The organism is Leptodesmis sp., assembly GCF_052746595.1.
In genome coordinates this window covers 13,478-27,667 of record NZ_JBRAGO010000055.1, presented here as the reverse complement: position 1 = coordinate 27,667, position 14,190 = coordinate 13,478, and the positions used below count along the sequence as shown (strand labels likewise).

General features: G+C 43.5%; 9 protein-coding genes. 3 read left to right on the top strand and 6 right to left on the bottom strand.

The window, feature by feature from the left end; translation table 11 throughout:
- Positions 1-709, top strand: a 709-nt coding sequence (locus tag ACUVQO_RS13275) for a response regulator transcription factor (RefSeq protein ID WP_445926350.1), incomplete at its 5' end; no start/stop codon positions are given.
- 73 nt (positions 710-782) lie between these two features.
- On the opposite strand, the gene ACUVQO_RS13270 is transcribed toward ACUVQO_RS13275, so the two are convergent.
- The 3 genes from ACUVQO_RS13270 to ACUVQO_RS13260 form a co-directional block, all read right to left on the bottom strand.
- Positions 783-2,582 carry a glycosyltransferase family 2 protein gene (locus ACUVQO_RS13270; protein ID WP_445926349.1) on the bottom strand — a complete coding sequence of 600 codons (1,800 nt, stop codon included), beginning with the start codon at positions 2,580-2,582 and terminating at the stop codon, positions 783-785.
- Complete coding sequence (locus tag ACUVQO_RS13265) at positions 2,579-3,535, bottom strand: glycosyltransferase family 2 protein (RefSeq protein ID WP_445926348.1); 957 nt, start codon at positions 3,533-3,535, stop codon at positions 2,579-2,581. The genes ACUVQO_RS13270 and ACUVQO_RS13265 overlap by 4 nt, the downstream gene beginning before the upstream one ends.
- 184 nt (positions 3,536-3,719) lie before the next feature.
- Entirely contained in the window at positions 3,720-5,642 is a 1,923-nt protein-coding gene (locus tag ACUVQO_RS13260; protein WP_445926347.1) for a glycosyltransferase family protein, read from the bottom strand.
- A gap of 506 nt (positions 5,643-6,148) precedes the next feature.
- On the opposite strand from ACUVQO_RS13260, the gene ACUVQO_RS13255 reads away from it, so the two are divergent.
- Together ACUVQO_RS13255 and ACUVQO_RS13250 are read left to right on the top strand one after the other, a co-directional pair.
- Positions 6,149-8,164 (top strand): hypothetical protein, encoded by a 2,016-nt coding sequence (locus ACUVQO_RS13255; protein WP_445926346.1) that lies wholly within the window; start codon positions 6,149-6,151, stop codon positions 8,162-8,164.
- Between the two features lie 356 nt (positions 8,165-8,520).
- Positions 8,521-9,669: an FkbM family methyltransferase gene (locus tag ACUVQO_RS13250; RefSeq protein ID WP_445926345.1), complete on the top strand. Its 1,149-nt coding sequence runs from the start codon at positions 8,521-8,523 to the stop codon at positions 9,667-9,669.
- Between the two features lie 30 nt (positions 9,670-9,699).
- On the opposite strand, the gene ACUVQO_RS13245 is transcribed toward ACUVQO_RS13250, so the two are convergent.
- The 3 genes from ACUVQO_RS13245 to ACUVQO_RS13235 form a co-directional block, all read right to left on the bottom strand.
- On the bottom strand, positions 9,700-11,571 hold the full coding sequence (locus ACUVQO_RS13245; RefSeq protein WP_445926344.1) for a hypothetical protein: 1,872 nt from the start codon (positions 11,569-11,571) through the stop codon (positions 9,700-9,702).
- Positions 11,572-11,593: 22 nt separating this feature from the next.
- Positions 11,594-12,436 carry an FkbM family methyltransferase gene (locus ACUVQO_RS13240; RefSeq protein WP_445926343.1) on the bottom strand — a complete coding sequence of 281 codons (843 nt, stop codon included), beginning with the start codon at positions 12,434-12,436 and terminating at the stop codon, positions 11,594-11,596.
- 188 nt (positions 12,437-12,624) lie between these two features.
- Positions 12,625-14,082 (bottom strand): hypothetical protein, encoded by a 1,458-nt coding sequence (locus ACUVQO_RS13235; protein WP_445926342.1) that lies wholly within the window; start codon positions 14,080-14,082, stop codon positions 12,625-12,627.
- Between the last annotated feature and the right edge of the window lie 108 nt (positions 14,083-14,190).

Genomic DNA, 14,190 nt, shown 5'->3' with positions numbered 1-14,190 from the left:
ACAGTCTAAACATCAGTTAAAGTTCCAGATGAAACAAGTTCTTATCGTTGATGACGATATAACCTTGCGTACTGCCTTAACACGCTATTTAGAGAAGCGAGGCTTTAGCGTGCAGAATGTAAGTTCTGGCCTGGAAGCCATCACTATATTTGAGAAGGATACCCCCGATTTGGTGGTGTCTGACGTGATGATGCCGGAAATGGATGGCTTTGAGTTCTGCCGTCGATTGCGGGCTACCCGCCTCGGTCAACTGGTGCCTTTCATTTTTCTGTCCAGTCGGGGTGAAGTAGATGCTCGCGTTTATGGTCACTCGTTGGGAGCAGATGACTATTTAATTAAACCCTTCGAGCCAAAAGAATTATTAGCTAAGATTGAGGCTCAGTTAGAACGATCGCGACGCATTCATGCCGAGATTGTCCGTTTGATCCAGCAATCCAAACCGGAGGGAAATCCAGCTCAAACACCAACAACCAATGCTCCAAAATCATTGCCGCTCACGCCAGCCGAAGAAAAGGTATTCTGGGAAGTCGTTCAGGGCTATACCAACAAACAAATCGGCGATCGCTTATTCGTCAGCCCCCGCACCGTCCAAACCCATCTCAGCAATATTCTCAACAAATTAGAACTAGAAAACCGTTCCCAACTGGTCAGATTTGCCTTTGAACGGGGCTATAAGCCGCCTCTAGAACAGGCCACCCCTCAAGCCTGATGTTGCCAGGTGCTGAGTGCTGAACGCTGAGTGACACCGTTCCCTAATCCCCAACCCCCAATCCCAATCATGGCTAAAGCTCAAACAACACCTCATTGTGGGACAGATTGGGATTGTAATACGGGTCGTTATCGCCCAGAGTTTTGAAGTATGCCTGCCATTTCTGATTCAGGTTTTGCCACTCCTTGGGCCGCAATCCCGGTTCTCGACTGGCAGATTCATAGTGAATGAGTTGGGCATAGGGAGTCACCACATTGCGGTAGCCCGCCTGGTGTGCCTTCAGGCATAAATCTACGTCATTGTAATTGAGGGGAAAGGCTTCATCCATGCCGCCCAGTTGCAGAAACAGATCACGCCGCATCATTAAGCAAGCTGCAGTGATGGCAAGATAATTCCGATTCACCAGATTGGACAGGAAGTAACCGGGATGGTCGCCATCCACATTGCGGAAAGCATGACCTGGATTCCCGCCTAACACCATCACCCCGACATGCTGAATTTTGCCATTAGAGAAGAATAGTTTGGCTCCGACGGCTCCCACTTCCGTTTGTTGGGCAAACTCCAGCATCGACTCCAACCAGTCTGGAGTCAGCACTTCCATATCATCGTTCAGCAGTAAGACGACATCTCCCTGAGCGGCTGCCACCCCTAGATTGATCCGTTGAGCAAAGTTAAACGGATCGGCACAGTGTACCAACCGTAAGTCCGGGCCAGCGATCGCGTTCAGAATCGGTTCCGGGATGTCATAGCCATCCACCACGACAATCTCAAAGTTGCGGTAGGAAGTGCGATCGCGAATGCTTTGAATACAATGCTCCAGCAAGCAGCGAGAGCCATCCACTGTTTCAGCCACTGTGCCAGCACTGGGAATCACTATACTGACTAGAGGATAATCCAAAATTTTGCGACGAATCCGGTAAAATCCGGGTCGCGGCCCTGCTTCTACCCAACCGGGATAGGGACTGCGAGCAATCATATCGGTTAAAGCCCGTCGCGCCGCTTCATAGGCCCAGGGCTTAGCGTACTCACCGGAGGTCACAGAACTAGAAATAATTCGCCAATGGTATAAAATTTTGGGAATATGGTAAATGTTTTTAGTCTTTTCCACCACCCGTAACACCAGATCATAATCTTGTGAACCATCGTAACCGGGGCGAAACCCACCGATTTCCCGAACTAGACTCGTGCGGTAGACTCCCAGATGACAGGTGTACATACAGGAGTGAAAGTAGTCTGGCGACCAATCGGGTTTGAAGAAGGGGTCAGAGCGCCTGCCATTGGCGTCGATTTTATCCTCATCGCTGTAAATGAAGTCGGCATCGGGATGCTGGTTGATCAGTTTTGCGTTTTCGTAAAGCGCGTCGATCGCCAGTTCATCATCGTGATCCAGGAGGGCAATGTAATCGCCCGTCGCCAGTTCCAGTGCCGAATTGCTGGCCGCCACAATATTGCCGTTGGTTTCCCGAAACACTACTTTAATGCGGGGATCCAGTTTGTTGTAGTGGAGCAACAGCGGCTTAATCGTAGGTCGAGTAGAGGCATCATCAGCAATGCACAATTCCCAATTGGGATAAACTTGCTTCCGAACTGACTCGATCGCCTGTTGTAACCACCGCTCATCCACGTTATAGACGGGCAGAATTACTGAAAACAGGGGCCGCCGTTTCCACCGTTCTATCTGCTGTTCTGCAGCAATGCGATCTGCTTTAGTGAAGCGATGTTGAGCAACCCATTGGGGATAGGTGATGTGTTTCCGAAAACGCAGCTTCAGGCGATCGTAGAGAAAGCGAAGAAACCCTCGCGTTCCTCGTTCCTGCCACGCCTGACCCAGCTTCCTGAGCTTTTGAATATATCGGGAAGATCTTACAGTCATACCGGAAATAGGTCATCTCCTCCCTTAAAGCCCAGGCGTTTCTTCAGTTTGAACCACTGATTTCTCAGTTGCCAAAATTTACTACTTTGCATCCTAGAAACCATAGCTTGCGATCGCAACAATTGCGCTTGTAAAGCGTGCAATTGGCAATGAGTTTGATGCAGATCATCCCTCAAATTAACTAACTCTTGAAACAGAGTACTGATGTGAGTGGAATAAAGTTGAGAGTGGTTAGCAAACAGTTGGGTATAACTCTTGACCCAGGAGTCCCGGGTCATCTGCTGGCTTCTGGAGTTGGGTAATTCCCGATGGAAGTAGAGAATCTCTGGAATGCGAACGACCTCCCGACCTAGCTCAATTAGCGATAGCCAGAAATCGTAATCCTCCCAGCCCCAGATCATATTTTCGTTGTAGCCACCCACCTTTTCCCAATCGGCCTTGCGGTACAGACTGGTATTGACAATCATGTTACCTAATAGAATTTTGGGGAAGTTATAGGGAGGCAGATCAAACAGTTCTGTACGATCGCCAAACAGTTCAGCCTGGCAGTAAACAATACCAACACTGGGTTCATTGTCAAGAATGGTGATCGCCTTTTCCAGGTACGTGGGAGCAATGCGATCGTCTGCATCCAGAGGCAAAATATAACGTCCCTTTGCGTGCCGAATTCCCGTATTACGAGCTGCTGAAGGCCCCCGATTAGGGGTGTGAATCACAGTCAAGTTAGGCTTTTCATGACTTTTTAGAAGTTGCTCACTATGCACTATCCACTCTGGATTATCATACTTTTCCAGAATTCGGACAGTCTCCCTATCTGTAGAACCATCATTAATCACAATAATTTCAAAGCTCTCACAGGTTTGAGCTAAAACACTTCCCACCGCCTCATCCAAGTAGGCACCCTGGTTAAAGCAGGGCATGATCACGGAAACTATGGGAAGGGCAAAGCTCATAGGACTGCACTTAATACGTACTTTTTAGCCATTGGGTTATCACTCTGTAGAAGGTCTGTTCCCGACAAGTCACTTCTGGCAGGGTGATAGTTAGGCCCAGAGCGGTTAGTCTTCACTATCTTACAAGTCAGTAAGGAGCGGATTGAGGAAGAGCAGGCATCCCTCCATCGGGACTTTTTGCCGTCTAGGGGACAGAACCCTTGTCCGATAAACCGATCGCCTGCTTCACCCTGAACCACATGCGACGGAGTTGCCAAAACTTACTACTTTCCATAGCCTGAATTCGATCGACATACCTGGTTTCAATTTCCTGAATCCGGTCAAGCATGTTTGCTCGATTCATGGCCTCAATCTGAGCCTTTCCGAGGGTTTGATGCCGTGAAAAAGACTGATGTTGCATGATTCGCATGATTCGCTGTCTGGCTTCGCTCGAGTGGCTTTCGGAGTAGGAAAGTAAATTCTTTGGTTTAGAAAAAGATTGGTAAAATTCACTCGTAGCTTGATAGCTAAAGATAAAATTAGTACGCTGGAACAAATTAAGTAATAGAAACAGATCTTCTAGAGCGTTAAGCTGAGGATCTTTTTTAAGAAATCGATCGAGCAATGAAGCCCTGGCTAAAAAACTGTTAGATGCAATTGGATTTTTTAATTGCAGAAATTCGAATTCATCAACCAGATCAAAGTGTGCCAGAAAGGCTGGTTCAGACGGAAATTCCGAAGCTACAGCTTCCGCTTGATCAAGCTGTTTCTCAGGTACCCAAATACGAATAGCGCCGGAATAGGCTACTCCGAAATTATCGAATTCCTCCAGGAGAGTAACAAGAGAAGTAATATGATTGGGATGAATGACATCACCATCATCCAAAATACCAAAGTACTTCGATGAAATTGCGTGCAGCCCTGCCCATAGATGAGTACTACGACAGTGGAAGTTATGGGTGTGAATATGTTGAATTTGTAGACGATCGCGATAGGTTGCCAGAATCTCATCTAGTCCTTCGCTTGCTTGGTATTGGACGACAATTGCCCCAATATTACGATAGGTTTGTTGAGCTAGGCTATCCAGAGTGCGTCGCATTGTTGGCAAATTGCGATCGCTAGTTCGGACAATCAGTTGAACCATTGGGGAGTCCGATCGACCTTGGCTCAGATGAATTTGAGGTTTTGCCAGAAATTGCTGCTTCTCAACCAGAGTCTGATGATGGGGTAACAGATTTGCCAGAAGCTTCTCAAGGGTAAAGTGTTCACTAAAGTACTTGTGCGCTGCAACTGACAGATCACGAGCTGCAGCAGGATGCGCTTGAATCCACTGCAGATGGGCACTAATCTGTTGCACTGTTGCAGCTATACTCTGATTTGGCTTTAAGTAAAGTACTCGATCGCCAAAGTACTCTCGAATAAAGGGATGCTCTGCACAAATGGCGATCGCTCCAGAGGCTACAATCTCAAAAATGCGCATTGAGGGAACTTGCGCCTGACAGTGCTCATCCCGATGTAAACACAGCCCTACACCTGATTGACGGAGCACGTTTAGTAGGCTCACCCCATCAAACGGAATGGCCTGCCGGTAGGCAGTTTTGAGATAGGCCCATCCCTCTGGGTTGCCGTAGGTATCCAGGTAGCCTGTCTGTTCTAACGCCAAAAATAACTCTTGAAAGCGTGCTCCATCCCAATTACTGCCAATGTAAGCTAGACGTGGATGCTCAAAGTCAGCGATCACATAGGAAGTTGCATTACAACTGGGGTAAAATGGCAGAATTTCAATGTGCTTGGGCAAATGATAATAGGTATCTTTGAGCCATTGCTCCAGTAGGTTAGAACCACACAAGTAGCCATCGTAGCTGAGAATATTTTTGATGAACTGAGGATCACTTTCGAAGAAAGCGGGAGGATCCCAGAAGCATCCATAGGTCGGGTATTTTGTCAGCTTCGGCACTCTAAAGTGCAGGCAGATCACCAGATCAGGCGCAAACTGATTAATTTCAATAGATGAGGCAACCTCCTTAGCCTCCCAGCCTAAATTAGTTGCTGCCAAGCTGATGCGACGGGCTAATTCTGTTTCTGCAACCAGTTTGCCAAAATACGGATTATGCAGGGCAATTCTCATAGGTACTTTATTATAACAAGTCAAACCCCGCAGCAGGAAGAGCCATGATATATTGACCAGAATGCTGTAAGAGGCGAATATACTAACTTGCTGCTGTTTAAGTGCAGTTCGAACAGGTTACCCCTATCGAATACAGATTTACACAGTAGGCAACCACCGATTTTTGAAGCAAGACAATCATGGTGACTGATATTCTGGCACAACAAGCTGAGTTAAGGTCTCAACTTTGGGCTGTATTGAACCGATTAGAGTTTACCTTAGATAACTCAGATGTAGATATTATTGTTACTCACTGTGAAATTAACGATCGCCATGGAGTTGGGGTACTTCTAAAGAGACTGTTCTCAGAGCATCGAAACCTTGTATCAATTCGTTCAAAAAACCTTTATGATGGCCATCAAGAATTTGGAGCTTTTGATTTTTGTCTGCCATCTGAAACCCTGTCTTCTGCAGAAATAGCAGCGAAGATAGCTAAAGCACTTGGTACCAGAAAACCTAAACGAATTTTGTCCGTCCCCTATTTTGTCGATGATGTTCTGACGACTCTAGCTCTTAAAGAGCAGTTTGATGTGCCTTTGTGTACCTACATCATGGATGACCAAAACATCTATGTCAAAAATATCCCTGACCACTACTTGAAAGAATTGCTCCAGAAATCTAAACTGCGATTGGGGATTTCGCGAGATTTATGTCATACCTATGAGCAGAAGTATCAACTAAAATTTTGGTTTCTGCCTCCTGTGGTGCCAGAAAACTTGATCCAAACGCAACCGCGGTTGGCAGAAGAAACAGCAAACCAATCCAAAGCAGGAATTCTAATTGGAAATATCTGGAGTCAGGGGTGGCTTGATCAGCTGCGCATCCTAACGAAGAAAACGGGGGAAGTCATTCATTGGTACGGTAACCCAAATCGAGAGTGGCTTACTTTTGAAGAGATAGACCTACAACAGGATGGTATTTTTTTTCAGGGATTCGTACCCGAAGATCAATTGATTCAGGCATTAAGGGCTGCTGCCTATGCAGTGATCTTAACCGGAACTACCGATGAGCTTGAGGATAGACCAGAACTGGCCAAACTGAGTTTACCGTCCCGGCTTCCTTATATTATTGCAGTTGCAAATACGCCAATTATTGTGATCGGTAGCCGAGATACTGCTGCTGCCAATTTTGTCAAAGAGTTTCAGCTAGGATATGTTTGCGATTATGAACCTGCCCATTTTCGTCAAGCGGTGGCATCAATTTGTGATCCTTTAATTCAGCAAGAAATTCGACAACGAGCTGCTAGATTAGCCAGTTCATTCTCAGCAGCAGGTATGAGTGAATGGATCTGGCGATCGCTGGAGAAGGGGCAGCCCCTGAATTTTCAGTTTGAGCAGCTAGGGAGAACTCTTGCCGATGCCACCGTGGTCATTACAGCCTGTGAGATGAATCAGTCTCATGGTACTGGCTCACTGGTTAAACGAGTTGTTGCTGATACTCCAAATATCTTGTCAATCCGCTCAATGGATTTATATGGAGGAGACCACGATTTTGGTGATGTCAGCCTTTATGTCTCTCATCGGGGCCTATCAAGACAGGAAGGTGTTCAGAGACTTCTCCATGCAATTAGTGGACACACCGCTAAACGAATTCTCTGTGTTCCTTACCGCTCTGATGACTTAATCACTGCGATCGCTCTACATGATCTATACCAGGTGCCCCTAGCAACCTACATCATGGATGATCAGAACATTTGCGTGAATAATATATCGGATGAGTTAATGCGGGAATTTTTGACGAAATGCTCGCTCCGATTAGCAACTCATCCAGAACTGCGGGATGCCTATGAAGCTAAATATGGTTTACAGTTTTGGCTGCTACCTGCGGTTGTTCCGGATCCCCTCATTTCCAGATCTCCAGTACTTCCTGATCTAAATTCCCGGTCTGCAGCCGTCGGAGCCTTAATTGGTAGTCTTTGGAGCCAGCAATGGTTTGAGTTACTATGCGCCTCTATCAAAAATGCAGGAGCCAAGCTCGACTGGTATGGAAATACTAAATACCACTGGCTGCAAGACACTCCTGAACAATTGAAGCAACGTGGGATTAACCCCTGTGGGCTATTGCCTGAAGAACAATTAGCTAAGATATTAAAACTCTATCCCTACGTCATTGTACCAACGGGAACATTAGACGAAAGAGATGACCACCATGAGCTTTCGCGTCTAAGCTTGCCAGGGCGAATTATTTTTGCCCTGGCAACGGCCAACATACCAGTTATTGTTTTAGGCAGTGAAAAAACGTCTGCTTCCCATTTTGTTCAGCGATTTAATATTGGACTGACCTCTGCTTATGATGGGAAGAGTTTAAGACAGGCGATCGAGCAGATTACTGAGGTAAAGACCCAACAACAGATGCGCCATAACGCCGCTGCAGTGGCTGCCAAATTCTCAGCAAAAGGAATTAATCACTGGTTATGGAAGTCGATTGACTTGGGTGAACCCTGTGATCTGCGCTTTGAGGAACTTCTACCCCGCACCTACTAGGGAATATTGTTGGGTTTATGGTTTCTGCCCCAGATATATTCACTTTGGCGATCGACCCACAAGGAGCTAATTTGAGTAACTCATAGTGTATTATGATGTGCTTGTATCATGCTATTCCTTTAATGGAGGATAGCTTGTCTTAAATAAATTACTTTCTGCAAAAATTAAATTCGATAACAATCGCGCCATCTAATTTTTAGCTTTTAAGGATTCTAGCAACTGATAACATCGCCTCTTAAGCGTTAACTTTTTTGAAAAATCTAAACGAGCTGCAATTTCCATAGTAGGCGTGGAAAGACTTGCTTTATTAGCAGACAGCCTCCATTTTGAAACCGTCAATCTCGTTCTACACCTGTATGTCTGAAGCTAATCCTCAACGTTCTGCCAGGTCTTTTGCTACTAAACTGCCTGGAATTAACCGCATTAAAGTCGTTAAAGATCTTTTTCTGACAAAACTCGATACTCTACTTTTATCATTATCAAATGTTGATATTAAGCTCAATGCACTGTTGGAAAATGATTCTCCGCTTCTACAGGGAATCATTGCTTTAGTTAAGACAACTCAAAAGGTTCAAGAACAAACCAATCAGATTCAAGCACAAACGAATCAGATTCAAGCACAAATGAACCAGATTCAAGCACAAACGAATCAGATTCAAGCACAAACGAATCAGATTCAAGCACAAACGAATCAGATTCTAGAGTTTCTTAAATCAGTTCAACCGATAGTTATTGCTGAGTCTGATGCAGATCCTGAAACTCGGTTAATGGCTTACCTATACTCCTATTTACCTAATCGTTGTGCAATTGATATTGGGGCCAATATAGGAGATGTTTCCAGCAAATTATTGGAAGCTGGATATGAGGTCTATGCATTTGAGCCATTTTCTGATACTTTTAACCGTTTAAAGCAACGCTTTAGTGGCAACAATTTATTCCACGCTTATCCCATTGCGATCGGGGCAACTGATGAAACACGAGAATTGTATGTTGCTCAAGATCAATCATCTACCCATATTTACAAGGACTCAACACTTTACAACAGTCTGACAAGACATACGATGCCAGATGACCTGGTATTTGTAGATTCCATTCCGGTTCAGGTCAGGAGTCTGGCAAGCCTCCATGATGCATCTGAACTTCCGACTGATATTGGTTTGGTGAAGATCGATACGGAAGGCTTTGACTTAGAAGTATTGCGGGGTATGGGAAATTACCGCTATCCAGTTGTAATTACAGAATTTTGGGATCCCCACATTCCCTTCGGTCGCTCCGCTGCCTACAACCGCTTAGAAGATTTAGTTGATGAAATGAAACGCAAGGGCTATCACTGGTATCTGATTATCTACAGAGTGTGGGGCAGTGAAGGCATCTCATTTTATTGCAATCATCCCAGGAGCGTGGAGCATTCTTGGGGAAATGTGTTATTTTTCAAGGACTATGAAACTTTTGCTCACGCCCTAAAATGGTGCTCAACAATTTTAGTAGCAACTTATTTTAATTAAATTCAAACAACTACGATTAAAAAAATACCCTTAGCGACTTACTAAGGTCATTGAATCGGCATAAAATAGAGGCATCCATAAGCCTGTCTTTACTCCTTGAGGTTTTGATTTTCCGCAAGCTGCAATGATTCCATTGTCTTTTGGAATTAAGCTACTTGGAGCAATAATCCAAACTCCCTGATCATCTGGCAAATTTTTCAAGTTAAGTGCAAAGATCAGGTTAGTATTTTGATCGAGGTGATTCAATTCTTGATATGCAGTTAGCTTGCTCTGTGACATATCAGCTTTAAAGTCACTAATGCGGATTCGAGGAACATAAGTTCTTTTAACAGCGTTATCAGCGACAAGCATAACAGAAGAGCCACGACTATTACGGAAGTAAACAACTTCTGATCCAGAAGGACAAGTAATTTCAGCAAACTGGGGTGGATGACTGGAAAGTTTGATTGCGATCGGACCGAAAAGAGTGAGCAACACCAAACCTACGCCAAATATGCAAAGTAGTTGAGAGGGTTCTTGCGGAGTAACAACCTGTACTAGAAACCTGAACTGTCTCTGCAACTTGAGAGGTCGAGATATTTGTTGCAGTAAAAAAGCCAATCCTAACGCCGGAAACAGTGAGAACAGAGGCATTGTTGCGGCATAGATTCTCCCAGACGGATCATCCCAGGGAGGGGCAAACGGTAGGGAAAGCAAAATTCCAATCGTTGCAGCAATAATAAATGAACCAAGCGGTGTTTGCCGTTGACAAAAGGCATAAATTAGAGCAATCAAACTCAGTAGTTGCAGCACAATATTGATGGACAGGCTGCTTACCGAGGAAAAAATGTAATGTTCAAATAAAAACTGCTTCCAGGCGCGTATGAAGCCACTAACCAGCATCCAGGGATGAGCACGAAACGCATCAAAAGTCAGTTTATAGAGGTCTTCATCTGTTGCATTAGGATGATCAATGGCGATTGACATCCAGTTTCCCCCAGTTACTAGCCCGTATAGTGTATAGATAAAATTGCCGAACAGCTTGGCACCCGGTGCAGCAACTACTTTAAACACCAGGGAATTAATCAAGAAACCCAGCAATATGGCAATCAGCCCACCGATCAGGAATCGCCACGATAAAGAAGACCTGCTCCGGAAAGCCCAAGTCCCCCAAATTACCATGGCTGGCAACAGCAACATAAGCCCTGCACGAGTATTCAACGCTGTAGATAGAATACCTATTCCCAGTAGGCATAGATTAATTCTTTGAGTCAGTAAGCCTCGCCAGAGAACAGCTAACCCAACAGTTCCTAACGTGAGGCCCCAGTTTTCTGTAAGAACAGTTCCGACATAGTTGCGGGCAAATAAGAAGAGAATTGAGAGTACAAAAACACCTGCAACCGTGCCATGGCTCCGCTGAACTTCACGAGCAAAAAGAAAACACCCGGTAGCAGTCATCAAGGTCAGGATGGCTATAGTAAGCTGTAAATTCGCTTGAGTTAGACCTAATACAGATGAGAGAACTCCATGCGATAAAGGTCGCCAGGAAGCAACTCCTTCGAAGGTTTCCCCGTTTAATAGACGTAAGGCGCTACCATAGTAGAGTTCACCATCACCCAGGGGTAGGAGTCCAGCCAATGCCCCCGCTGTTGACAGGCCACTTCCCCACTTGGCTGATAACTGTGAGGCAAACAGAATTAAAGTTGCGCTGTAGCTGGTTAATGTCCCCAACCAACCAGAGGGTAAATAGGCAAAATATAAGAGTGACATTAGGACTAAAAATAGAATGCTTGAATCGGGACTTGTTAAAAACCGGTATATTTCCTCTGGTATGTTAATGATTAAAACGACTGCATAAACTAAGGCAGCGATCGTTAGAATGGCTAAGCCAGATAGCCACTGTTTCTTAAGAAGGTAAGTCATTTTTTGGGGAACCTCATTCGAATCAACTCATCGAAAGTCGTTTTTTGGTGAATAAGAGGTTGATATAACCGTGTCCCTTTACAATCCGGTTAATCAGATCAAGTTGGTCAGGGTTAGTATTGCCAATCAGCTCCAGATTTCCTCGCTGAGTTATATAATACATAAAATATCTTCTTTCCAAGAAGAAGGTTAAAAGATCTTCGGAGCGAAATCCTAAATCAGCAATACTGCTAGGCGAATACTCTACAGCAATCACTAGATCCGAGTTATTATTCAATGTTTGTTGCATACCCAAACAAACAGGTAGTTCGTATCCCTGCACATCAATTTTTATAAATTTGATAGGTAACTGGCCTATTTCAAGTTCTATAAATCGATCGATCGACCACATAGGAACCCGAGAAACTCGTGATAAGTTGATGCCAGTTTCTTTATATCTTTCTGTAAGAATTCGATGATCGGCATGATGTGTCTCGTTGTACCAAAGTTCTACTTCTCCTGAAGATTCTCCTACAGCCGCTTGAACAGGAATAACTTTATCTACTAACTGATGAAGCTTGATCGTATTTTTTAGAGTAATAAAATTCTCTTCTTCTGGCTCAAATGCATAGACTCGAAAGTTTAGAGTAATAGCCTTTGAGAAAACCCAGGAAGTATAGCCAATATTGGCACCAATATCGAGAATATTGCCTCCCCTAAACAAATCTGGATATTTCTTCGTTAACCCCCAGAAAGGATCTTCGAGATAGCGTTTGTATGAGAAATAAGCCACACTAAATAAATACTGAAACCATCTAGTTTCGAGAAGCCTGCTTTTCTTAAAAATCTGGTATATCCATACAAGAACCTCTTGAAAAATTCGCATATCCTATCCCTCGATACTTGTTTGGAGGAAAGTCATAAGTCTGTAACTGATGACCTGATCAACAGATATAAGCTTCTAATTTTAAACTGTGTCTAAGTCAAGAATTGTAGTTTCTCTTATATGGAGACTCTGGTTCTCTAGCTGGACTTGCTTTAAGATAAAACTAAGAAAACACATTAAAGACCTCTCTATTGCTTACAATAAAGCCTGGCTAACGCAATAGTGGTCGAGAAACTATTACGATGGAAATTCTCAGGCACAAACCAGCTTGATGAGGTTTTCAGAAAATCATTATCTAAATCGTCAAAGACCACAACTGCTTTTATCTTGCTTTTATCTGGAAAATTGAGTATGGTCTTGTTTTCAAAATGTTCAAGAATATCTAACGGATCCAAAAACAACAGAGTCTTCTCAGCATCCCCAAGAGTATCCGAGAAGAAGTCTGTCTTTTCTAAACCATAGGTAGCAATCAGAAGATTATCCCGCTGAAACACCGAATTTAATGTTGCTTTCATTGCTATATAAGCCTCGAAACGGACTCTAGGATTTGCAACAATAAGCACAGGTTCATTATTAGGAGTACAGGCATAAATTGCCTGAAACAGATTATTAATAGTTTTACTATCTTTAGCCATCTGGCTATAAGAACCCCACATTGTCACCATCTCAGTGTAAATTATGAAAATAGCTATTCCTAATACAAATTTACTCAAGATTTTTGAGCGAAAACTTAACAAAAATATTGTGTAAGAGATTAAGAGAGAAGTTCCTATAGTGGCAGGAATAAAATAAATCCCATAGAATCCAGACTTAGTGTAGAGTATGATTTGCGGAACTACAATTAAAAGAAATATTAAAAAGACAGGTATGAGTTGACCAACCAGCTCTTTAAGAGACTGTCTTTTCCATAAAGTAACAGTTAGAGCTAGAACAAATGAGAGAACAAAAAGTGACAAATGACCTTTCTGAAACAGAGTTATAGTCGCAGATAAAATCTTAGAGATTTGAAGGGTATTTTCATCCAGACCAGCGTACCCCATACCCTTGATACTGATGCCAAAAATAATATACAGAATTTCTAAAAAAGCTATACCAAACAATGCAAAAATTACCAAGCGATTTTGCATGAAAGCACTACGGAAAGGTACTTGCTGAATTCGGTGGTACAACCAGACCTTAATAAATGTCAAAGCAGGAATAAAAATAATATATGACTCTTTACTAAGAGACATCAAAAAAACCAAACAAATTAAAATAACGTTAAAAACTGTCTTATAGCGATCTACTTTTGCGGAAATACCAGCAAAGAGCAAGGAGGCTGATAGCAAAAAGGTTCCGACCAACTGAGGCTGACTAGGTTGTGCCCATGCAATGGCTTGTGGACCTATTAGAGCCAAACTCGCAAATATCAGAGCAGTTAAAGACGGAATTTCTAAAAAACGAGCGAAAAGGAAAAGGAAGTAGACCATCAAGCTTGTTAGCACATAGGCATAGCTAAACCAAACAGTGGAACTAACTCCGAGAAAGATTGTTAGAATTACCGCTTGTGCATAATAGAACGGTTGAAATCTGCCAAATCTGCGATCAAGCAATAACCATTTTTGTACTGTTGGTAGAAAACCACTCTCCTTTAAATCTTGATCCATAGCGACCATGATGTGGTCATTAATGAAAAAACGAAATCCTGAAGATAATAATCCTGAAGTTAGAAACACTAAGTAACAGGCAATAAAAATCAGCGACGGAATGATCAA

What these genes read in the sequence shown, in the direction of transcription:
- ACUVQO_RS13270 (WP_445926349.1), bottom strand. Translation starts at nt 2,582, where the DNA reads ATGACTGTAAGATCTTCCCGATATATTCAAAAGCTCAGGAAGCTGGGT.
- ACUVQO_RS13260 (WP_445926347.1), bottom strand. Translation starts at nt 5,642, where the DNA reads ATGAGAATTGCCCTGCATAATCCGTATTTTGGCAAACTGGTTGCAGAA.
- ACUVQO_RS13250 (WP_445926345.1), top strand. Translation starts at nt 8,521, where the DNA reads ATGTCTGAAGCTAATCCTCAACGTTCTGCCAGGTCTTTTGCTACTAAA.
- ACUVQO_RS13235 (WP_445926342.1), bottom strand. Translation starts at nt 14,082, where the DNA reads ATGGATCAAGATTTAAAGGAGAGTGGTTTTCTACCAACAGTACAAAAA.
- ACUVQO_RS13240 (WP_445926343.1), bottom strand. Translation starts at nt 12,436, where the DNA reads ATGCGAATTTTTCAAGAGGTTCTTGTATGGATATACCAGATTTTTAAG.
- ACUVQO_RS13265 (WP_445926348.1), bottom strand. Translation starts at nt 3,535, where the DNA reads ATGAGCTTTGCCCTTCCCATAGTTTCCGTGATCATGCCCTGCTTTAAC.
- ACUVQO_RS13245 (WP_445926344.1), bottom strand. Translation starts at nt 11,571, where the DNA reads ATGACTTACCTTCTTAAGAAACAGTGGCTATCTGGCTTAGCCATTCTA.